19 protein-coding genes and 1 rRNA gene are annotated in these 20,530 nt (G+C 71.7%); 5 read left to right on the forward strand and 15 right to left on the reverse strand.

Annotated elements, in window-relative coordinates; genetic code table 11:
- Nucleotides 1-110: 110 nt before the first annotated feature.
- Both ACFWUZ_RS06475 and ACFWUZ_RS06480 read left to right on the forward strand, forming a co-directional pair.
- Nucleotides 111-947 carry an ABC transporter ATP-binding protein gene (locus tag ACFWUZ_RS06475; protein WP_384368002.1) on the forward strand — a complete coding sequence of 279 codons (837 nt, stop codon included), beginning with the start codon at nt 111-113 and terminating at the stop codon, nt 945-947.
- Nucleotides 944-2,569: a transporter gene (locus tag ACFWUZ_RS06480; protein WP_384368005.1), complete on the forward strand. Its 1,626-nt coding sequence runs from the start codon at nt 944-946 to the stop codon at nt 2,567-2,569. The genes ACFWUZ_RS06475 and ACFWUZ_RS06480 overlap by 4 nt, the downstream gene beginning before the upstream one ends.
- A gap of 90 nt (nt 2,570-2,659) precedes the next feature.
- On the opposite strand, the gene hemB is transcribed toward ACFWUZ_RS06480, so the two are convergent.
- The 6 genes from hemB to ACFWUZ_RS06510 all read right to left on the reverse strand — a co-directional run bounded on the left by hemB (nt 2,660) and on the right by ACFWUZ_RS06510 (nt 9,620).
- A complete protein-coding gene (gene hemB, locus ACFWUZ_RS06485; RefSeq protein ID WP_384368008.1) occupies nt 2,660-3,661 on the reverse strand; it encodes a porphobilinogen synthase in 1,002 nt (333 codons plus the stop codon).
- A gap of 193 nt (nt 3,662-3,854) precedes the next feature.
- Nucleotides 3,855-5,528: a uroporphyrinogen-III synthase gene (locus tag ACFWUZ_RS06490; RefSeq protein WP_384368011.1), complete on the reverse strand. Its 1,674-nt coding sequence runs from the start codon at nt 5,526-5,528 to the stop codon at nt 3,855-3,857.
- The gene (gene hemC / locus ACFWUZ_RS06495; protein WP_384368014.1) at nt 5,525-6,529 is read right to left on the reverse strand and encodes a hydroxymethylbilane synthase; all 1,005 of its coding nucleotides are present in this window, start codon (nt 6,527-6,529) and stop codon (nt 5,525-5,527) included. The genes ACFWUZ_RS06490 and hemC overlap by 4 nt, the downstream gene beginning before the upstream one ends.
- Complete coding sequence (locus tag ACFWUZ_RS06500; protein WP_384368017.1) at nt 6,526-8,262, reverse strand: glutamyl-tRNA reductase; 1,737 nt, start codon at nt 8,260-8,262, stop codon at nt 6,526-6,528. Before ACFWUZ_RS06500 ends, hemC begins: the two co-directional genes overlap by 4 nt.
- Nucleotides 8,259-9,068, reverse strand: a complete 810-nt coding sequence (locus tag ACFWUZ_RS06505) for a redox-sensing transcriptional repressor Rex (protein WP_266936047.1) — start codon at nt 9,066-9,068, stop codon at nt 8,259-8,261. Before ACFWUZ_RS06505 ends, ACFWUZ_RS06500 begins: the two co-directional genes overlap by 4 nt.
- A 273-nt stretch (nt 9,069-9,341) precedes the next feature.
- Complete coding sequence (locus ACFWUZ_RS06510; RefSeq protein WP_384368020.1) at nt 9,342-9,620, reverse strand: glutaredoxin family protein; 279 nt, start codon at nt 9,618-9,620, stop codon at nt 9,342-9,344.
- 106 nt (nt 9,621-9,726) lie between these two features.
- On the opposite strand from ACFWUZ_RS06510, the gene ACFWUZ_RS06515 reads away from it, so the two are divergent.
- The 3 genes from ACFWUZ_RS06515 to ACFWUZ_RS06525 all read left to right on the forward strand — a co-directional run bounded on the left by ACFWUZ_RS06515 (nt 9,727) and on the right by ACFWUZ_RS06525 (nt 13,292).
- Nucleotides 9,727-10,680 carry an HAD family hydrolase gene (locus tag ACFWUZ_RS06515; RefSeq protein ID WP_384368023.1) on the forward strand — a complete coding sequence of 318 codons (954 nt, stop codon included), beginning with the start codon at nt 9,727-9,729 and terminating at the stop codon, nt 10,678-10,680.
- A gap of 359 nt (nt 10,681-11,039) precedes the next feature.
- Nucleotides 11,040-11,846, forward strand: a complete 807-nt coding sequence (locus ACFWUZ_RS06520; RefSeq protein WP_384368026.1) for an ECF subfamily RNA polymerase sigma factor, BldN family — start codon at nt 11,040-11,042, stop codon at nt 11,844-11,846.
- Nucleotides 11,847-12,080: 234 nt separating this feature from the next.
- On the forward strand, nt 12,081-13,292 hold the full coding sequence (locus ACFWUZ_RS06525) for a DUF5667 domain-containing protein (RefSeq protein ID WP_384368029.1): 1,212 nt from the start codon (nt 12,081-12,083) through the stop codon (nt 13,290-13,292).
- Between the two features lie 93 nt (nt 13,293-13,385).
- On the opposite strand, the gene ACFWUZ_RS06530 is transcribed toward ACFWUZ_RS06525, so the two are convergent.
- From ACFWUZ_RS06530 to rrf, 9 genes are all read right to left on the reverse strand, one after another.
- The gene (locus tag ACFWUZ_RS06530; RefSeq protein WP_384368032.1) at nt 13,386-14,369 is read right to left on the reverse strand and encodes a lysophospholipid acyltransferase family protein; all 984 of its coding nucleotides are present in this window, start codon (nt 14,367-14,369) and stop codon (nt 13,386-13,388) included.
- Nucleotides 14,369-15,454, reverse strand: coding sequence for an NAD-dependent epimerase/dehydratase family protein (locus tag ACFWUZ_RS06535; RefSeq protein WP_384368035.1), 1,086 nt, complete (start codon nt 15,452-15,454; stop codon nt 14,369-14,371). The genes ACFWUZ_RS06530 and ACFWUZ_RS06535 overlap by 1 nt, the downstream gene beginning before the upstream one ends.
- 95 nt (nt 15,455-15,549) lie before the next feature.
- Nucleotides 15,550-15,648, reverse strand: a complete 99-nt coding sequence (locus ACFWUZ_RS06540; RefSeq protein ID WP_003948845.1) for a 30S ribosomal protein bS22 — start codon at nt 15,646-15,648, stop codon at nt 15,550-15,552.
- Between the two features lie 142 nt (nt 15,649-15,790).
- Complete coding sequence (locus ACFWUZ_RS06545; protein ID WP_031145511.1) at nt 15,791-16,000, reverse strand: helix-turn-helix domain-containing protein; 210 nt, start codon at nt 15,998-16,000, stop codon at nt 15,791-15,793.
- 113 nt (nt 16,001-16,113) lie between these two features.
- Nucleotides 16,114-16,944 (reverse strand): phosphatase, encoded by an 831-nt coding sequence (locus ACFWUZ_RS06550; protein ID WP_384368038.1) that lies wholly within the window; start codon nt 16,942-16,944, stop codon nt 16,114-16,116.
- 78 nt (nt 16,945-17,022) lie between these two features.
- Nucleotides 17,023-18,192: an acetoin utilization protein AcuC gene (locus ACFWUZ_RS06555; protein WP_384368041.1), complete on the reverse strand. Its 1,170-nt coding sequence runs from the start codon at nt 18,190-18,192 to the stop codon at nt 17,023-17,025.
- Nucleotides 18,143-19,381, reverse strand: coding sequence for an MFS transporter (locus tag ACFWUZ_RS06560; protein WP_384368044.1), 1,239 nt, complete (start codon nt 19,379-19,381; stop codon nt 18,143-18,145). Before ACFWUZ_RS06560 ends, ACFWUZ_RS06555 begins: the two co-directional genes overlap by 50 nt.
- 43 nt (nt 19,382-19,424) lie before the next feature.
- Nucleotides 19,425-20,078 carry an HAD family hydrolase gene (locus tag ACFWUZ_RS06565; protein WP_384368047.1) on the reverse strand — a complete coding sequence of 218 codons (654 nt, stop codon included), beginning with the start codon at nt 20,076-20,078 and terminating at the stop codon, nt 19,425-19,427.
- A gap of 199 nt (nt 20,079-20,277) precedes the next feature.
- Nucleotides 20,278-20,394: ribosomal RNA gene (rrf, locus tag ACFWUZ_RS06570) — 5S ribosomal RNA — on the reverse strand.
- Between the last annotated feature and the right edge of the window lie 136 nt (nt 20,395-20,530).

Genomic DNA, 20,530 nt, shown 5'->3' on the forward strand with positions numbered 1-20,530 from the left:
CACACGTTTTGTACCGGCAAGTTCATGACATACGTAACTGCCCAGGCCCTTCCCCGCCCTCCTATCGTGAGGAATGAACGACCAACGGGGACGTAACGAGAGGCAGGCGCATGCCGGACCAGGGTGATGCGACGGGTGGAACGCACGGAACGGGTGGCGCGCGGTCCGCGCCGTCCGCCGTGCGGGTGGAAGGTCTGTGGAAGCGGTTCGGCGAGCAGGTGGCCGTGGCCGGGATCGATCTGGACCTGCCCGCGGGCAAGTTCATCGGTCTGGTCGGTCCGAACGGCGCCGGCAAGACGACGACCCTCTCGATGGTGACCGGGCTGCTCCGCCCGGACATGGGCCGGATCCTGGTGGCCGGTCACGACGTGTGGGCGGACCCGGTCGAGGTCAAGTCCCGCATCGGCGTGCTGCCGGAGGGCCTGCGGCTCTTCGAGCGGCTGTCGGGACGCGAACTGCTCGGTTACATGGGCCGCCTGCGCGGTCTGCCGGGCGAGGAGACCGACAAGCGGGCCACCCAGCTGCTGGAGGTCCTCGACCTCGCGGGCTCGCAGCACAAGCTGGTCGTGGACTACTCGACGGGCATGCGGAAGAAGATCGGCCTGGCCGCCGCCCTGCTGCACAACCCTGAAGTCCTTTTCCTGGACGAGCCGTTCGAGGGCGTCGACCCGGTGTCGGCGCAGACCATCCGCGGGGTGCTGGAACGTTACACCGCGTCCGGTGCCACGGTGGTCTTCTCCTCCCACGTCATGGAGCTCGTCGAGTCGCTGTGCGACTGGGTGGCCGTCATGGCCGCAGGGCAGATCCGCGCCTCGGGCACGCTGGCCGACGTACGGGGCACCGCGCCCACCCTGCAGGCCGCCTTCCTCGAACTGGTCGGCGCGCACGGCCGCGACGCGGCGGGCGACTCCCTGGAGTGGCTCGGCGGGGCGGCGGCGCAGTCATGACGACCGCCACCTCCACCGCAGCCCGGAGCACCGCGCCGGTGGCCCTCACCCCGGTCTTCGTCCGGCTGAAGCTGTCCCTGCTGCGCAACGGCCTGAAGGGCTCCTCCAAGCGCAAGGCCGTGTACTTCTCCACGCTGGCCTTCACGCTGGTGGTGGCCTTCTTCGTCACCCTCGGCATGGCCATGCTGCACGGCCATGCCCGCGCCGGCACGGTCGTCGTGCTGCTCGCCGCGATCCTCGCGCTCGGCTGGGCCTTCATGCCGCTGTTCTTCCCCAGCGGGGACGAGACGCTCGACCCGAGCCGCCTCGTGATGCTGCCGCTGCGTCCGCGCCCGCTGGTACGGGCCCTGCTGGCCTCCTCCCTGGTCGGCATCGGTCCGCTGTTCACCCTGTGCCTGGCGATCGGCTCGGTGATCGCGGTCGCCCGCGGGGCGGTGGGCGCGGTGGCCGCCGTCGTGGCCGCCCCCCTGCTGCTGGTGGGCTGCGTGGCCCTCGCCCGGGCGGTGGCCACGGCCAACGTCCAGCTGCTGACCAGCCGCAAGGGCCGGGACCTGGCCCTGCTGAGCGGCCTGGTGATCGCGGTGGGCGCGCAGCTGGCCAACTTCGCCAGCCAGCGCCTGTTCGAGGTGGGCGGGCTCTCCCGGCTGGAGCCCGTCGAGGCCGTCGTCCGCTGGCTGCCGCCCGCGACCGCCGTCGGCATGGTGGACTCGGCCAGCGAGGGCGCGTACGTCCGGGCCGCCGCCCAGCTGGTGCTGACCCTCGCGGCCGTCGCCCTGCTCCTGTGGTTCTGGGAGCGCAGCCTGACCAAGCTGATGGTCACGCCGGACGGTTCGACGATCGCGGCGGCGGGGCAGAGCAAGGACCGCACCGAGAACGGCCTGTGGTCCCTGCTGCCCGCCGGACGGACCGGCGCCACCATGCAGCGCACCCTGCGGTACGCGGTGCGCGACCCGAAGACCAAGGCCTCGTGGGTGACGGCGCTGGCGATCGGCATGATCGTGCCCGTCTTCAACGCCCTGCAGGGCACCGGGTCCGTCTACCTCGCCTGCTTCGGCGCGGGCATGCTCGGCCTCCAGATGTACAACCAGTTCGGGCAGGACACCTCGGCGTTCTGGATGGTCGCGCAGACCATCTCGACCACCCGCGACGCGTACGAGGAACTGCGCGCCCGCGCCGCCGCACTGGCCCTCGTCACGGTCCCCTACACGGTCCTCGTCACGGTGGTCAGCGCCGCCCTGATCGGCAACTGGCGGTCCTTCCCCGCGGGCCTGGGCCTGTCCCTGGCCCTGCTCGGTTCGATGCTGTGCACGGGCGCGCTGTCCTCGGCCCGTTTCGCGTACTCCATCCCGACGGACGGCGCCTTCAAGAACGTCGCCCCGGGCCAGGCGGGGCTCGCCTGGATGAGCATCCTTGGCGGCATGCTGGTGTCGGCACTGATCTGCGCGCCGGTCATCGCCCTGACCATCTGGTTCAGCGTCGCCGGCTACGAGAGCGCCTTCTGGCTGCTGGTCCCGCTGGGCCTGGGCTGGGGCACCTTCGCCACCTGGGCGGGCCTGCGCCTGGCGGCGCCGGCGGTGTCCGGGAAGCTGCCGGAGATCCTGCTGGCGGTCAGCAAGGGCTGAGGCCCCGGCTTTCTCGGGCCGGGAGGGGGCGGGGACCGCACGGCGCGGACTCCGCCCCTTCCGCCCGCCCGGGGCAGGTCCGGGCGGGGGTCAGCGCGCCGCGCGCAGCCAGCCCGCGACCTCCGTCGCCCAGTAGGTGAGGATCGTGTCGGCGCCGGCCCGCTTGATGCCCAGCAGCGTCTCCAGGATCGCCCGGTCCCGTTCGATCCAGCCCTTCTCGGCCGCCGCCTCGATCATCGCGAACTCGCCGCTGATCTGGTACGCGGCCACCGGGACGTCCACCGCCTGCGCGACCCGGTACAGGATGTCGAGGTAGGGGCCCGCCGGCTTGACCATCACCATGTCGGCCCCTTCCTCCAGGTCCAGGGCCAGCTCCCGCAGGGACTCGCGGGCGTTCGCCGGGTCCTGCTGGTAGGTCTTGCGGTCGCCCTGGAGGGAGGAGGCCACCGCTTCCCGGAAGGGGCCGTAGAAGGCGGAGGAGTACTTCGCCGTGTACGCGAGGATCGAGACGTCCTCGTGCCCGGTCTCGTCCAGCGCGTCGCGGACGACGCCGACCTGGCCGTCCATCATCCCGCTGGGACCCACCACGTGGACACCCGCGTCGGCCTGGACCTGCGCCATCTCGGCGTACCGCTCCAGCGTGGCGTCGTTGTCGACCCGGCCGTGCTCGTCGAGGACCCCGCAGTGCCCGTGGTCGGTGTACTCGTCCAGACACAGGTCCGACATGATCACCAGGTCGTCCCCGACCTCGGCCTTCACGTCCCGGATCGCCAGCTGCAGGATGCCGTCCGGCTCGGTGCCCGCCGTGCCCCGCGCGTCCTTGTTCTCGTCGGCCGGCACCCCGAAGAGCATGATCCCGGAGACCCCCGCCTCCACCGCCTCCACGGCCGCCTTGCGCAGCGTGTCCCGGGTGTGCTGGACGACGCCCGGCATCGCCGAGATCGCCAGGGGCTCGCTGATGCCCTCCCGTACGAACGCCGGAAGGATCAGGTCCGAGGGGTGCAGCCGGTACTCGGCGACCATCCGCCGCATCGCCGGGGTGGTGCGCAGCCGCCGGGGCCGCGAGCCGGGGAAGGATCCGTAGGTGCTCATCTTGTCGTCGCCTCTTCGAGCATCGAGAACAGTCACGGCCAGCCTAGGGGGCACCGCGCCCCCGGCCCCGCCCGCCCACGGTCCCGCGCCGCGCGCGCCACGCCCCGCCGCGGACCGCGAGGGCCCCGCGCGGACGGCGAGGGGCCGGGCGCGCACCGCGCCCGGCCCCTCGTCACTCCTGCTGCCCCACCGCTCAGGTGGTGCGGCGCCGACGCGCCCCCGGCCGCCGCTCGCTCGGCCGGAACACCGTCTCGCCGGCCTCCTTGGCCGCCTCGCGGCGCGCCGCGCCGTACTCGGCGAGGGCCTCCGCCAGCTTCGACACCGAAGGCTCCGGCGACAGCACGTCCACGCGCAGCCCGTGCTCCTCCGCCGTCTTGGCCGTCGCCGGCCCGATGCACGCGATGACGGTCACATTGTGCGGCTTCCCCGCGATCCCGACGAGGTTGCGGACGGTGCTCGACGAGGTGAACATGACGGCGTCGAAACCGCCGCCCTTGATCGCCTCCCGGGTGTCCGCCGGCGGCGGCGACGCGCGCACGGTCCGGTAGGCCGTGACGTCGTCGACCTCCCACCCGAGCTCGATCAGCCCGGCGACGAGCGTCTCGGTCGCGATGTCCGCCCGCGGCAGGAACACGCGGTCGATCGGGTCGAAGACCGGGTCGTACGGGGGCCAGTCCTCCAGCAGCCCGGCCGCGGACTGCTCCCCGCTCGGCACCAGGTCCGGCTTCACGCCGAACTCCACGAGGGAGGCGGCGGTCTGCTCGCCCACCGCGGCGACCTTGATCCCCGCGAAGGCCCGCGCGTCGAGCCCGTACTCCTCGAACTTCTCGCGGACGGCCTTGACCGCGTTGACCGAGGTGAAGGCGATCCACTCGTACCGGCCGGTGACCAGGCCCTTCACGGCCCGCTCCATCTGCTGCGGGGTGCGCGGCGGCTCCACGGCGATGGTCGGCACCTCGTGCGGCACCGCACCGTACGAACGCAGCTGGTCGGAGAGCGAGGCGGCCTGCTCCTTGGTGCGCGGTACGAGCACCCGCCAGCCGAACAGCGGCTTCGACTCGAACCAGGCCAGCTCCTCGCGCCGCGCGGCGGCGCTGTGCTCACCGACCACGGCTATGACCGGCCGCGCGCCCTCGGGCGAGGGGAGCACCTTGCCCTGCTTGAACACCTGGGCGATCGTGCCCAGGGTGGCGCACCAGGTGCGCTGGCGCGTGGTCGTACCGGCCACCGTCACGGTCAGCGGGGTGTCGGGCTTGCGCCCGGCGCCCACCAGCTCGGCGGCGGCACTCGAGACGGTCTCCAGCGTCGCGGAGACGACGAGTATCCCGTCGCTCGCTCCCACCTCGGTCCAGCAGCGCGCCGAGGCGTTCTTCGCGTCCACGAACCGCACGCCGTTGTCGTCGCCGTGCTTGTCGCGCAACGGCACACCCGCGTACGCGGGCACGCCCACGGCGGTGGGGATGCCCGGCACCACCTCGAAGGGGATGCCCTCGGTGGCGCAGGCGAGCATCTCCTCGGCCGCGTTCCCGTCCAGCCCGGGGTCGCCGGTGACGGCACGGACGACCCGCCTGCCGGAGCGTGCGGCCTCCATGACAAGATTGGCGGCGTCCCGGATCACCGGAACCCCGGCGGCGGCTGACACTTCGTCAGCGACCGTCAGCTGTGGCGTGTCGACAGCCGCGCGCGCATGCGTGCGCACGACTTCGAGCACCTCGGGCTCCGCGATCAGTACGTCCGCGGCCGCGAGCGCCTCCACGGCGCGCAGCGTCAGCAGACCCGGGTCGCCGGGGCCGGCACCGAGGAAGGTGACGTGTCCGTGGCCGGCGACGGCCGGAAAAGCGGAGGTGGTCGGACGTGTGGGGTTCAAAGCGATCGCTCCCCCATCAGACCGGCCGCGCCCTTGGCCAGCATCTCGTCCGCGAGTTCGCGGCCGAGCGCCATGGCCTCGTCGTACGACTGGGGCACGGGACCGGTGGTGGACAGCTGCACCAGCGTCGAGCCGTCGAGCGTGCCGACGACGCCGCGCAGGCGCATTTCATTGACAATCTGCCCGTCGGCGAGGGGGTCCCCCCACTCGAGCGGAGCCGAGAGTGGGAGAAGGTCGGCGAACGCCCCCACGGGTGCGCTGCAGCCGGCCTCCAGGGCGGCGAGCAGGGAACGCTCGGCGGTCACGGCGGCCCGGGTGCAGGGGTCGTCGAGTTCGCCGAGCGCGGCGATCAGGTCCGCGTCGGACGCGAGGCACTCCACGGCCAGGGCTCCCTGGCCGGGAGCCGGCAGGACGCCGTCGACCGGCAGCAGCTCGGTCGCCTCGTCGCCGCGGCCGATGCGGTTCAGGCCGGCGGCCGCCAGGACGACGGCGTCGAGCTCGCCGTCCCGTACGAAGCCGATGCGGGTGTCGACGTTGCCCCGGATCGCCACGGTCTCGATCCGCTTGCCGAGGGACAGCGCCAGGTGGTTCAGCTGTGCCACGCGGCGCGGCGAACCGGTACCGATCCGGGCGCCCTCGGGCAGCTGCTCGAAGGTGAGGCCGTCCCGGGCGACCAGCGCGTCCCGCGGGTCCTCGCGCAGCGGCACGGCCGCGATCACGAGGTCGTCGGGCTGGCCGGTCGGCAGGTCCTTCAGCGAGTGCACGGCGAAATCCACCTCGCCGCGCAGCAGCGCGTCGCGCAGGGCGGTGACGAACACACCGGTCCCGCCGATCTGCGCGAGGTGCTCCCGCGACACGTCGCCGTAGGTCGTGATCTCCACGAGCTCGACGGGACGGCCGGTGACCGCCCGTACCGCGTCGGCGACATGGCCTGACTGGGACATGGCCAGCTTGCTGCGCCGCGTGCCGAGCCGGAGGGGCTGGTCGAGACGTGGATTCATGATGCCCGTCCTGAGTCGTCGTTCTTGTCGGCCGCGTCGGCCCTGCTGACGGAGGCCACCGTCAGGGGGTCCAGATCGAAGAGTTCGCGCAGCGCGTCCGCGTACCCGGCGCCGCCGGGCTCGCTGGCGAGCTGCTTGACGCGCACGGTCGGCGCGTGGAGGAGTTTGTCGACGACGCGGCGCACGGTCTGGGTGACCTCGGCCCGCTGCCGGTCGTCGAGGTCGGGGACCCGCCCGTCGAGCCGCGCCACCTCCATGGCCACGACCTCGGCGGCCATGGCCCGCAGGGCCACGACGGTCGGCGTGATGTGCGCCGCCCGCTGGGCCGCGCCGAAGGCGGCCACCTCCCCGGCGACTATCGCGCGTACGGCGTCGACGTCGGCCGCCATCGGGGCGTCGGCGGACGCCTCCGCGAGCGATTCGATGTCCACCAGCCGCACGCCGGGGATCCGGTGCACGGCCGCGTCGATGTCCCGGGGCATGGCCAGGTCCAGCAGCGCGAGGCGTACGGCGGCGCCGTCCGCCTGGGTACGGGTGCTGCGCCGGGGCTGCCGCTGCGCGGCGGCCTCGCCCTGATCGGCCCAGGTGCCGTGCAGTTCGAGGGAGTTGGCGTCGACCCCGGTGAGTGCGGACCGGCCCTCGGGCCCCACAGGACATCCGTCGCCCTCGACGGGGGCGGCGATGGTCCGTGCGGCGCCCGCGTCGGTGAGCCGGCCGCCGTCCCGCGCGGCGGCGGCGAGCCTGGCGACGACATCGGCCGAAACAAGCCCGTCCGCAGCCGGATCCTGCCCCGCCAGGGGGCCCGTCCCGGCGGTGGCCGGGGAAGTCTGAGGCGCGGGAATCCGGGGGCGGGGCTCCTGGGGCGTGGCCCCGGCCTCGTCCCACCCGGCCCGTGCAGGCGACACCGCGGCGAGCACCTCGTCGGCGGTCAGCACCAGCCCGGTCGCCCCGGTGCAGGACACCACGACGTCGACTCGGGTCAGCTCCTGCGCGACTCCGGACATGGCGACGGCGGAGGCCGCCACCCCGGTGCCCGAGGCAACCAGAATCTCGGCAAGGCGCTCCGCCCGGTCCGCGGTCCGGTTGGCGACCACGATCTCGGCCACCCCGACCCGCGCCAGCGTCGCCGCCGCCAGCGAGGACATCGACCCGGCGCCGATGACCAGCGCCCGCTTGCCCGCCGCCCAGTCGCCCACCGACAGGTGCCCGCCCGTGAGCTGCTCCAGTCCGAAGGTGACGAGGGACTGGCCCGCGCGGTCGATGCCGGTCTCCGAGTGCGCCCGCTTGCCGACCCGCAGCGCCTGCTGGAACAGGTCGTTGGTCAGCCGGCCCGCGGTGTGCTGCTCCTGGCCGAGCGCCAGGGCGTCCTTGATCTGTCCGAGGATCTGCCCTTCGCCGACGACCATCGAGTCCAGGCCGCACGCCACCGAGAACAGGTGGTGCACCGCCCGGTCCTCGTAGTGCACGTACAGGTAGGGGGTGAGCTCCTCCAGCGCCACTCCGCTGTGCTGTGCCAGCAGGGTGGACAGCTCGGCGACGCCGGCGTGGAACTTGTCCACGTCGGCGTACAGCTCGATCCGGTTGCAGGTGGCGAGCACGGCCGCCTCCGCCGCGGGTTCGGCGGCGAGGGTGTCGTGCAGCAGCTTCACCTTGGCGTCGGCGGAGAGCGAGGCGCGTTCCAGGACGCTGACGGGTGCGCTGCGGTGGCTCAGTCCCACGACGAGCAGGCTCATGCCGGCATCACCGCCGGCACGTCGCCCTCGGGACCGCCCTTGCGCGCCTCGGCGGCGGCCCGCCCGGCGGGCGGGACCACGGCGGCGGCGGGCGCGGCGCCGCCCACGGAGGAGCCGCCGGCGGCAGCGGCGGCGGCCGCTTCCTCGCCGGCCTTGCGCTGCTCGTGGAAGGCGAGGATCTGGAGCTCGATGGAGAGGTCGACCTTCCGCACGTCGACGCCGTCGGGCACGGACAGCACGGTGGGCGCGAAGTTGAGGATGGAGGTGACACCCGCGGCGATCAGCCGCTCGCTGACCTGCTGCGCGGCTCCGGCCGGCGTCGCGATGACACCGATCGAGACGCCGTTCTCCTCGATGATCTTCTCCAGGTCATCGGTGTGCTGCACGGGCATCCCGGCGACGGGCTTGCCGGCCATCGCGGGGTCGGCGTCGATCAGCGCGGCCACGCGGAAGCCGCGCGACGCGAAACCGCCGTAGTTGGCGAGGGCGGCGCCGAGGTTGCCGATGCCGACGATGACGACGGGCCAGTCCTGGGTCAGTCCGAGCTCGCGGGAGATCTGGTAGACGAGGTACTCGACGTCGTAGCCGACGCCCCGGGTGCCGTAGGAGCCCAGGTACGAGAAGTCCTTGCGCAGCTTCGCGGAGTTGACTCCGGCGGCGGCTGCGAGCTCCTCGGAGGACACCGTGGGCACCGATCGCTCGGAGAGCGCGGTGAGGGCGCGCAGGTACAGCGGAAGCCGGGCGACAGTGGCCTCGGGAATACCTCGGCTGCGGGTCGCCGGTCGGTGAGTTCGGCCAGTTGCCACGATGCTCCTGCGGGATGAGCGGGGCTGCAGGCGGCCACTTGTCCCAGGACCGCCCCGTCGACAGCAGGCTATGCCTTTGTGAACGCGTGCACAAAGATTGTGTCCGCTTTGTCCGAGCAAAGTGACCGGGGTCACGCAAGTCCGGCACATATCGGCGGAACCAGCGGCACGCCGAACCCGTTCAAATCCCGAAGGGGGCAAAACCGTACACACTCCTCACAGATACGCCCCCGAGACGCCATAAATCGCCCATGATGGTAACCGGGCCGGGGGTCAGCCCTCCAATGCCCGTCGCAGCCGGTCCGGGTTCACCCTCCAGAAGGTGTGCTGCTCGCCGTCGACCAGCACCACCGGAATCTGCTCCCAGTGCAGCCGGTACAGCTCCTCGTCCTGCGAGATGTCCTTCTTCTCCCACCGCGCACCGGTCTGCGAGCAGACCTCCTCGACGACGGCCTGTGCGTCGTCGCACAGATGGCAGCCCGGCTTCCCGATCAGCGTCACCAGCCGCTCTTCGGGGCGCTTCTTTTCCTTGCGGCGCAACAGAGGAGTCATGCCCTCATTCTCGCGCGCCCTGCCGTAACAGCCACGCCCCGAAGAGTTCACGCCCCCGCATCCCATCGGTTCGGGAACTCCCGAACACAGTGGCTATGCTCGCGTCATGGCCGCTCTGGGATGGCTCACCCCCCGTAGGCGCTCCGCCACCGCGCGGAGCGTGCTGGCAGGCGAGGCCTCGGCCGAGGCCGCCCGCAAGACCGCGCTGGCCGAAGCCCCACCGCTCGCCGGGACCCGGGAAGCGGAAGCAGCCGGAGCACCGGCCGAGCCGGAGTTCCCGGTCGCCGGCGACGACCTCGCCGCCGCCTTCTTCGACCTCGACAACACCGTCATGCAGGGCGCCGCGATCTTCCACTTCGGCCGGGGCCTCTACAAGCGCGAGTTCTTCCAGCGCCGCGAGCTGGCCCGCTTCGCCTGGCAGCAGGCGTGGTTCCGCCTCGCCGGCGTCGAGGACCCCGAGCACATGCAGGACGCCCGCGACAGCGCCCTGTCCATCGTCAAGGGCCACAAGGTCTGCGAACTGACGGCCATCGGCGAGGAGATCTACGACGAGTACATGGCCGAGCGGATCTGGCCCGGCACCCGCGCCCTGGCGCAGGCCCACCTCGACGCCGGACAGAAGGTGTGGCTGGTCACCGCCGCCCCCGTGGAGACGGCCACGATCATCGCCCGCCGGCTCGGCCTGACCGGGGCGCTGGGCACCGTCGCCGAATCCGTCGACGGGGTCTACACCGGCCGCCTGGTCGGCGAACCCCTGCACGGCCCCGCGAAGGCCGAGGCGGTCCGCGCCCTGGCCGCCGCCGAGGGGCTCGACCTCACGCGCTGCGCGGCGTACAGCGATTCGCACAACGACATCCCGATGCTGTCCCTGGTCGGACATCCGTACGCGATCAATCCCGACACAAAACTGCGCAAGCATGCCCGCACCCACGACTGGCGGCTGCGCGACTATCGGACCGGCCGCAAGGCCGTGCGGGTCGGCGTCCCGGCCGCTGCCGGGGTCGGCGCGATCGCGGGCGGCGCAGCCGCAGCGATCGCCCTGAACCGCCGCCGCAAGTAGCGGCCTCAGGCCCCGCACGGACCTGCCCCTCCCCCGCCCGCACGCTGCCGGGGCCAGGGCATTCGCTCACCTCTACCCGCGCTCGGCGCGCGGCACTCCGGCATGCCCGACTCGGTCGCGGCGCCCCATGGAAGCGTCCAATCCGCGCACCCAAGTGATCACCAACCGATCACCAACTGCGACTGAATATGCCCTCGACACGCAACAGAAGTGTCGGAACCGGTGATTTGAGCAACTGGGTGTAGCGCTGCCTGTACGAAGCGTTATTCTCCTCAAACGCATGCCACCGGCCATCTGTCGCTACGACGGGTGAACGGTTCCGCACTGCACGTGATGGAAGCTCTGCCTCTGGGAGTCCCGTGTACCCACCTGTCGGGGTTGACGCCTCGGGCCTGGCTACGCTGCGCGCAACGGTCCTCGACCACCTGCGCGGCTTCGTCCCCACCGCGTACGCCGTCCCCGCCTTCGCCGCCGCGGTACCTGCCGGCCTCGGCCCGGCCGGCCCTTGCTATGCCCTGACGGACGGCGGGGCGACGGTGGGCAGACGCGGCCGCACGGGTGGAACCGCCGGCGCCGCGGGCACACAGACCACCCCCCGCCGCCCCACGGCGGACAGCGACCAGGCCCGCATGATGGACCTGGTCGAACGCGCCCAGGCCGGCGAGGCCGACGCCTTCGGCCGGCTCTACGACCAGTACAGCGACACGGTCTACCGCTACATCTACTACCGCGTCGGCGGAAAGGCGACGGCGGAGGATCTCACCAGCGAGACCTTCCTGCGCGCGCTGCGCCGCATCTCCACCTTCACCTGGCAGGGCCGCGACTTCGGCGCCTGGCTGGTGACGATCGCCCGCAACCTGGTGGCGGACCACTTCAAGTCCAGCCGCTTCCGGCTGGAGGTCACCACCGGCGAGATGCTCGACGCCAACGAGGTCGAGCGCAGCCCGGAGGACTCCGTCCTGGAGTCCCTGTCCAACGCGGCCCTGCTGGAAGCCGTACGGAAGCTCAACCCCCAGCAGCAGGAGTGCGTGACCCTGCGCTTCCTGCAGGGCCTCTCGGTCGCCGAGACGGCCAGGGTGATGGGAAAGAACGAGGGCGCCATCAAGACGCTCCAGTACCGGGCGGTCCGCACCCTGGCCCGCCTCCTCCCCGACGACGCCCGCTGACCCCTTCCGACCCGACAACACGACCTCACATTTCGGTGACCCCTCGATGACGCTGTGGTCCGATCATCCTTCGTCCGTAACCCAAGTGCCGCGACGCTCGTTGTGCGGAATGCAGGCTCCCTGTGGACAAGCCCTGCCCGAAGCCGCTCACCCGAAAGGGTGGATGTGCTCAAGGAAGGCAACCTTCCGGACACCTTGGGGAGTCGATCGTCATGACGAGAGGAGGTGCCGCCAGTGATCGCGAACGTGACTCCGCACCGGCGGGCGAACGCCTTCGCCCAGGCCCTGGAGGATCGGATCCCATCCGATCCTTCGGAACCGGACCCGGCGGCCGAGCAGTCTGAGGCACCTGCCGAACCTGCTGACCACGACCGGTTGTTGGCCTTGGCGAGCGCACTGGGCGAAATGCCGCGCCCGGTACTGGACGCAGACGTCAAAGTGGTGCAAAGAGCCCAGCTCGTTGCCGCCATGGAAGCCATGGTGCTGGAGGAAAGGGCCGGGGGCGGTGCCGCCTCGGACCCTCTGGTGCCCGAACAGCGGACCGGCCGCGGCGTCCACCGGGCGACCCCGCTCCGGAAGATGCGGCCCCGCTCCCGCTGGTCCAAGGGCATCGCAGCGGGAGGCCTCACCGTGGGTGTGGCCGCAGGGGCCTTCAGCGGAGTGGCCGCTGCCAGTTCCGACGCCCTGCCCGGTGACCACCTCTACCCCGTGAAGCGGGGCATGGAGGACCTGAAGCTCGGTCTCGCGGACGACGATTCGGACCGGGGCGAGCTCTTCCTCGACCAGGCCTCGAACCGCCTGTCCGAAGCCCGCAGGCTGATGGAACGCGGCCGGACCGGCGTCCTGGACCACGAGTCCCTGGGCGAGATCCGCCGCGCGCTGACCCGTATGAAGCACGATGCGTCGGAGGGGCACCGGCTCCTCCAGGCGGCCTACCAACGGGACGGCTCGCTCGGACCGATCCAGACCCTGTCCTCGTTCTCGCAGTCCCACCGCGATGCGTGGGGCAAGCTCCGGGACAGGCTCCCGGCGCAGCTCACGGACGTGGGCGGCGAAGTGGAGTCGGTCTTCCGGGCCATAGACGATGACGTGGCGCCGCTCCAGTCCCTGTTGCCCAAGCCCCCGGAGCAGACCCGGGGCTCCGGCTCCGGTTCCAGCGCGCCCGCCACCCCGTCCAAGCCCGGCACCCCCGGAGGCAAGCAACCCTCCGCCCCGGCTCCGGGCACCCCGTCGGGCAGCACCGCCCCGTCCCCCTCGGGCAGTACCACGCCGCCGCCCGCCGGTGGCCTCCTGGGCGGTACGGGCGACCTGCTCAACCCGCCCGCGGGACAGTCCGCGCCGCCCCCCGCGGTGACCCCGGACCAGCCCAGGCCGGAGATCACCCTCCCGCCCCTGCTCCCGGGCCTCCTGCCGGGCCTGGGGCTCAAGGCGGAGGACGCCGAGTAGCCGGCACGTGAACGCCCCGGCGAAGCTGCACGAGCAGCCTCGCCGGGGCGTTCGCCCGGGAGCCCCGCGCGAGCGGACTCCCCGGCGGACACCTCAGAAAAACACCGACCTCCGCTGCACCAGCAGCTTGTACAGCGTGTGCTGGATCTGCTCGCGCACCTGGTCCGTGAGGTTGAACATCAGCATCGGGTCCTCCGCCGCCTCCGCGGCGTACCCCTCGGTGGAGATCGGCTCGCCGAACTGGATCGTCCACTTCGTCGGCAGCGGCAGCGCCCCCAAGGGCCCCAGCCACGGGAACGTCGGCGTGATCGGGAAGTACGGGATCCCCAGCAGCCGCGCCAGCGTCTTCGCGTTGCCGATCATGGGGTAGATCTCCTCCGCCCCCACGATCGAGCAGGGCACGATCGGCGTACCCGCCCTCAGTGCCGTCGACACGAACCCGCCCCGGCCGAACCGCTGGAGCTTGTACCGGTCCCCGAACGGCTTCCCTATCCCCTTGAAGCCCTCCGGCATCACACCGACCAGCTCTCCGGCCTCCAGCAGCCGCTGCGCGTCCTCCGCGCACGCCAGGGTGTGACCCGCCTTGCGCGCCAGCTCGTTCACCACCGGCAGCATGAACACCAGGTCCGCCGCCAGCAGCCGCAGGTGCCGCTGCGCCGGGTGCTGGTCGTGCACGGCGACCTGGAGCATCAGGCCGTCCAGGGGCAGCGTCCCCGAGTGGTTCGCCACGATCAGCGCACCACCCTCCTTCGGGATGTTCTCGATGCCCTTGACCTCGACCCGGAAGTACTTGTCGTACAGCGGCCGCAGCAGGGACATCAGGACCTGGTCCGTCAGCTCCTTGTCGTAGCCGAAGTCGTCGACCTCGTACTCCCCGGTGACCCGCCGCCGCAGGAAGGCCAGTCCGCCCGCGATCCGCTGGTCCCAGCCGGCACCACCGTCCGGCTTCGGCGGGGCGGCCCCGGCGGGCGGGGCCTCCTCGACCGGTGCGACCGGCCCGGCCACCCGCACCCGCCGCCCCGTGGGCCGCCGACGCGGCCGGTCCTCGTCGAACGGAATGACCTTGGCGTCCGCCACTATCGCTGCGCTCCTTCCACCACGTCCACGTCCACGTCATCGGCGCCCACGCCGTCCACCTTCAGTACGGCGGCCAGCCGCCCCACCGCCCGCCCCATCCGCTCCGGCGGCAGCAGCCCCCGGCCCCGGCTCCGGGCGAAGTCGGCGAAGGTCTCGGCGGTCGTGTACATCGGCTCGAATCCGAGCACTTCCCGCATCTGCGTGGTCTCCACCACCCGGCCGTGCGTCAGCAGCCTCATCTGCTCGGGCGAGAAGTCGGTGACCCCGACCGCGCGCAGCGCCGATCCGGCCCAGGTCAGTGCCGGCAGCAGCAACGGCAGCGTCGGCCGGCCCAGCCGCCGCGAGCACTGCGACAGCAGCAGGACGCCGTCGCCCGCGATGTTGAAGGTCCCGCTGTTCAGGGTCCCGCGCCGCGGCTCCTGGGCCGCCAGCCGCAGTACGTCCAGCACGTCGTCCTCGTGCACGAACTGCAGCCGGGGGTCGTAGCCCAGCACCGTCGGCAGCACGGGGATCGAGAAGTACTCGGCCAGCGCGGAGTCGGCGAAGGGCCCCAGGATGTTCGCGAAGCGCAGCACGCACACCGCGACGTCCGGCCGCCTGCGGGCGAAGCCCCGTACGTATCCCTCCACCTCGGCGGCGTCCTTGGCGAAGCCGCCCGCCGGCAGGGATTTGGGTTCGGTGTTCTCGGTGAAGACGGCCGGGTCCCGCGGGGTGCCCCCGTACACGCTGGTACTGGACTTCACCACGAGCCGCCGTATCGTCGGCGACTTCTGGCAGGCTCCGAGGAGCTGCATCGTCCCGATGACGTTCGTTTCCTTCACGGTGCTGTGCGCACCGCCTGTGCCGGCACTGCCGCCGGTGACCGCCAGATGGACCACCGTGTCCACGGCGTGCTCGGCCAGCACGCGGGCGATCGACGACTGCCTGATGTCCGTACGGACGAACTCGGCCGATCCGAGCCGGTGCGGCGGCGTCACCGCATCGACGGCGATCACCCGCTCCACATCGGGATCACGCTGGATCCGGCGCACGAAGCGCCCTCCCAGCTGCCGGGCCGCCCCGGTGACGAGCACGACCTTCCCCACGAGCTCAGCGCCTCCCTCGAAGAAGTCCCCCGGCTGCACCGCAGCCCCTCCACCAGGCTGGTGGAGGGGCTGCGGAGAACACGTACAGCTACCGTTTACTTCTTGTTACGGCGCTGGACGCGGGTGCGCTTGAGCAGCTTGCGGTGCTTCTTCTTAGCCATCCGCTTGCGCCGCTTCTTGATAACAGAGCCCACGACTACCCTCGCTCACTTCTCTTCACTCGGTGCGGGGCGTCTGGGCCCACACGACCTACGTCGGCCTAGCCTACCCGCCCGAGCTCTGAGCTTGTAATCCGAGTGCTCCCACACCGTCGCGAGGGCCTCCCGAGCCTCAGTCTCAGGCCGTCTCCACCCCCACATAGGACTCTCGGAGGTACTCGTGGACCGCCTGCTCGGGCACCCGGAAGGACCGGCCCACCCGGATCGCGGGCAGATGACCACTGTGCACCAGTCGGTACACGGTCATCTTCGACACTCGCATCACCGAGGCGACCTCCGCCACGGTAAGGAACACGACCTCGTTGAGAGGCCTCTCGCCAGCAGCCATGACACACCTTGACCTTCCGCGCATGACGGGCACCGGCTTCCCCTCCGGTTACTCCTCGTCGTCGCACGCTCACTCCCAGAGTAGGGGCGCGTGATACGAGTGGGGAAGAGGAGCTACAGCCACTCCTGCCGGCCCGGCAGACTGGCCCGATCGAGCACATAGCGAGTGAGCGGCCGGTAGTAGTCCGCACGCACCGCGTCATCCAGCGGAACGGTCACGGTCACCAGCCCCTCGGCCTCCGCCACGAACGGCGCGGGATCGTCCGTGTCCGCCAGGCCGATCGCCTCCACACCCAGCTGACCTGCACCGCAGACCCACCCGTGGTCCCCCACCACCAGCTCCGGCAGTGGCCCGCCGGCCTGTGCCAGCGCCGCCAGCGCCATCCGGACCGGCAGTGGCGAGTGGGTGTGTGCGCCGGGGGCACTCCCGGGCCGCCGCGCGCCGGGCTCACGCACCAGTGCGACCCCCCGTACGTAATCGATGCTGTACGTGCGTACGCCGAACCGGGTCGCCACGTCGAGGCTCACCCCCTGCGCCGGGGTGAGCACAACACATCCCGCCGCCGACAACGCCTCGGCCAAGGCGGCGTAGAAGCCCAGGAGCCGATGCGGGTGCCCCGTCCCGAACAGCACCGGCGACCGCGCCCCGGCCGCGTCGCGCAGCCGCCCCGCGAAGGCGTCCAGCGCGGCCACCGTCCGCTCCGGATCGATCACGTCCGGCCCGCTGACGTGCGCCGGGTCCGCCGAGACCCCGCACTTGCGCGCCATCAGCCCCAGCAGATCGCCCTCGTCCCAGCTCCGCTCCGGTTCCAGCCCCAGCAGCACCCGCGGATCCCCCGCCGCGAACAGCCGGTAACTGCGCAGGCTCTCCTCCCGGGAGGTGGCGACGGTCCCGGCCAACCGGGCGGCCAGCAGATGCGCACGCAGCGCGCCGGTGCTCAACACCCTCCGATGCTGCCCGACCCCACCTGGCGGTTCATCAATTCACCGGAACAGCCCCACAGTTGGCGTAACGACGACCCGTCAGGTCAGCATTCCCCGCAACGGGAACACGGCCCGCCGCGTCGCCAGGACGGCCTGATCCGTACGGTCCGCCGGGTCGTAGCCCGCCTCCCACTCCCGCCACGACGGCGTCCGCCCGTCCGTCATCCGGGCCGGCGCCAGCTGCCGCGTCCGCGCGTACGCCTCGTGCCGCCAGGAGGCCGGTACCGCCGTCTCCGGGGCCACGGGCCGGTGCGCGGCGATCGCCACCAGGTGCGTCCACGACCGCGGCACGACGTCGACGACCGCGTAGCCGCCTCCGCCCAGCGCCAGCCACCGCCCGTCCGCGTACGCGTGCGCCAGCCGGTGACAGGCCTCCTGTACGGCCCGCTGGGCGTCCAGGGACACCGCCAGGTGGGCGAGCGGGTCCTCGAAGTGCGTATCGGCCCCGTGCTGGGTCACCAGCACCTGGGGCCGGAAGTCCGCCAACAGCTCCGGCACCGTCGCGTGGAAGGCCCGCAGCCAGCCCTCGTCGCCGGTCCCGGCGGGCAGCGCCACGTTCACCGCCGACCCCTCGGCCGCCGGCCCGCCCGTCTCCTCCGGCCAGCCGGTCTGCGGGAACAACGTCCGCGGATGCTCGTGCAGGGACACGGTCAGCACCCGGGGGTCGTCCCAGAAAGCCGCCTGTACGCCGTCCCCGTGATGGACGTCCACGTCCACGTACGCGACCCGTTCCGCACCCAGCTCCAGCAGCCGGGCGACGGCGAGGGCCGCGTCGTTGTACACGCAGAATCCGGCCGCGCCGCCCGGCATGGCGTGGTGCAGCCCGCCCGCGAAGTTCACCGCGTGCTCGGCCTCCCCGCGCCAGATCGCCTCCGCGCCCGCCACGGACTGCCCGGCGATCAGCGCGGAGGCCTCGTGCATCCCGGGGAAGGCCGGATCGTCCACGGTGCCGAGCCCGTACGAACCGTCGGCAACCCCCGGATCGGCGGACACCTCCCGCACCGCGGCCACGTAGTCGTCCCGGTGGACGAGCTTCAGCGTCGAATCACCGGCCGCACGGGCCGCCCGCACCTCCATGGCCCGGTCCAGCCCGAAGGCACGCACCAGCCCCATGGTCAGCGCCAGGCGCACCGGATCCATCGGATGGCTCGGCCCGAAGTCATACCCCGTGACCGCTTCGTCCCACATCAACAGCCCGCGCCCGCTCATGCCCGACACCGTATCGGGCCGGCTTCGGCCCGAACGAGCGGGCGTAGAACAAGGTGATCAGGACGAGGACCATCGGCACGAGCATCGCCCCCCGGTAGCTCCAGGCGTCCCCGATCCCGCCGACGAGCGGCGACCCGATCAGGAAGCCCACGTAGTTGAAGATGTTCAGCCGGGCTATCGCCGCGTCGGACGCCCCCGGACCCCGGTCCGCGAAAGCCCTCCCGGCGGCCGCGAAGGTCTGCGGCACGATCACGCACAGCCCGAGCCCCAGCAGGGTGAACCCGAGCATCCCCACCCAGGGCCCCGGCGCCGCCGCCACCACCGCGAAACCGGAGGCGGCGACCACCGCCCCGCCCCGCACCACGGCCGCGGCCCCGAACCGGCGCACGCCCAGGTCACCGACGGCCCGCCCGACGAGGGTGGTCACCATGTAGACGGTGTAGGGGACGGTCGCCAGCTGCTCGGAACTCCCCAGCACGTCCTGGAGGTACTTGGCACTCCAGTTCGCGACCGTCGAGTCCCCGATGTACGCGCACGCCATCACCAGGCACAGCGGCAGCAGCAGAGCGAACCCGCCGGGACCCAGCCCCTTCCCGACGGCCCCGTCCGGCACCCCGTCCCGGCCCGGCCGGTCCACGTAGGAGCGGCTCCCGAACAACGTCAGCGGCAGCAGCACCGCCACGGCCGGCAGGTAGCTCACGAACAGGTCCAGGCGCCAGTGCGCCCCGGCCCACGCGGCGGAGGCCCCCACGATCCCGCCGAGGCTGTACACGGCGTGGAAACCCAGCATGATGCTGCGCCCGTACGCCTGCTGGAGGCTCACCCCGAGCATGTTCATCGAGGCGTCCAGCGCCCCGACCGCCAGCCCGAACGCCCCGAGCGCCAGGGCCACGTGCCACATCCGGCTGCCGGCCCCGACCCCCAGCAGGGAGAGCAGGACCAGCGGCTGCGTCCACCGCAGTACGACACTGGGCGCCACCCGCTTCACCAGGTGCTCGGTGGCGACGCTCGACACACCCGCGAGGACCGGAACCGCCGCGAGGAAGACGGGCAGCAGGCCGTCGGATATCCCGTACCGGTCCTGGATGGCCGGGATACGGGTCACGAGCAGGGCGAAGGCGACACCCTGCGCGAAGAAGCTCAGCCCGAGGGCGCCGCGCCCCCGGCGCAGCGGCACATCATCCGTCATGGCGCGTCAGCGTAGGCCCAGGGGCTACCCGTGGGTAGAGCGATCACACGGGCAGTTGCAGGAGCCCCGGCAGCTGCATCATGTCCCCGAAGAACCCGGTGGCGTCACCGAGCCGCTCGGCGGGCAGCATCGCGGTGAACGCGAAGACGTCCATCCCCGCGGCCCGCGCCGCCTGCACCCCGAGCGGGCTGTCCTCCACGACGACGCACCGCGCGGGCTCCACACCCATCTGCCGGGCCGCGTGCAGGAAAAGGTCCGGGGCCGGCTTCCCCCGGCCCACATCGTCCGAGCTGAAGATCCACTCCTCCTCGAACCACCCGTCGAGCCCGGCCGCCCGGTGTCCGACCCTGATCCGCTCGTGACTTCCGGAGGAGGCCAGGCAGTACCCCACCCCGCTGGCGGTCAGCGCCCCCAGTACGTCTTCCACGCCGGGTACGGGTTTCAGCTCCCGCTCGAAGGCGGCGAAGGTGCGTGTGTACAGGGTCTCGTCGAACTCCGCCGGCAACTGCGCCCCCGTCCGCTCACGTACGAGGTCGTGCACCCGATGCATGGCGGACCCCATGTAGTCGCGGAGCGACTCCTCGTAGGAGGTCGGGTGCCCGATCTCCGTCAGATATCCGGCGAGGATGCTGTTGGCGAGCGGCTCACTGTCCACCAGCACGCCGTCGTTGTCGAAGATGACGAGGTCATAGCCCATACCCCAACCCTACGAGCCGTCAGCGCAGGTCCAGGGCAACCTGAGGCTGGTGAACGGACGAACACGTAGAGATTTCGACTTCTCCGCTCCCTCGCCGGCCGCCGCCAGGGGCGGCGGCACATGAGCTTCCTGGCCCGGAACGCAGAAAAGCCCCGCACCGAACCCTGAAAAGGGCTGGTGCGGGGCTTCCGCAATGATTGTTCGGCGGCGTCCTACTCTCCCACAGGGTCCCCCCTGCAGTACCATCGGCGCTGAAAGGCTTAGCTTCCGGGTTCGGAATGTAACCGGGCGTTTCCCTAACGCTATGACCACCGAAACACTATGAAGTTGACCAACCGGGCAAAAACACGGTCGTTACTTCAGAACTAACACAGTGGACGCGAGCAACTGAGGACAAGCCCTCGGCCTATTAGTACCAGTCAGCTTCACCCGTTACCGGGCTTCCACATCTG

Source organism: Streptomyces sp. NPDC058646, assembly GCF_042716875.1.
In the GTDB taxonomy this organism is placed as follows: Bacteria; Actinomycetota; Actinomycetes; order Streptomycetales; family Streptomycetaceae; genus Streptomyces.

Bases quoted from the DNA above. Each gene is read 5' to 3' on its own strand.
- hemC (WP_384368014.1), bottom strand. From the start codon at position 6,529: ATGAATCCACGTCTCGACCAGCCCCTCCGGCTCGGCACGCGGCGCAGC.
- ACFWUZ_RS06515 (WP_384368023.1), top strand. From the start codon at position 9,727: ATGGCCGCTCTGGGATGGCTCACCCCCCGTAGGCGCTCCGCCACCGCG.
- hemB (WP_384368008.1), bottom strand. From the start codon at position 3,661: ATGAGCACCTACGGATCCTTCCCCGGCTCGCGGCCCCGGCGGCTGCGC.
- ACFWUZ_RS06555 (WP_384368041.1), bottom strand. From the start codon at position 18,192: ATGAGCGGGCGCGGGCTGTTGATGTGGGACGAAGCGGTCACGGGGTAT.
- ACFWUZ_RS06480 (WP_384368005.1), top strand. From the start codon at position 944: ATGACGACCGCCACCTCCACCGCAGCCCGGAGCACCGCGCCGGTGGCC.
- ACFWUZ_RS06545 (WP_031145511.1), bottom strand. From the start codon at position 16,000: ATGGCTGCTGGCGAGAGGCCTCTCAACGAGGTCGTGTTCCTTACCGTG.
- ACFWUZ_RS06565 (WP_384368047.1), bottom strand. From the start codon at position 20,078: ATGGGCTATGACCTCGTCATCTTCGACAACGACGGCGTGCTGGTGGAC.
- ACFWUZ_RS06475 (WP_384368002.1), top strand. From the start codon at position 111: ATGCCGGACCAGGGTGATGCGACGGGTGGAACGCACGGAACGGGTGGC.
- ACFWUZ_RS06510 (WP_384368020.1), bottom strand. From the start codon at position 9,620: ATGACTCCTCTGTTGCGCCGCAAGGAAAAGAAGCGCCCCGAAGAGCGG.
- ACFWUZ_RS06500 (WP_384368017.1), bottom strand. From the start codon at position 8,262: ATGAGCCTGCTCGTCGTGGGACTGAGCCACCGCAGCGCACCCGTCAGC.
- ACFWUZ_RS06560 (WP_384368044.1), bottom strand. From the start codon at position 19,381: ATGACGGATGATGTGCCGCTGCGCCGGGGGCGCGGCGCCCTCGGGCTG.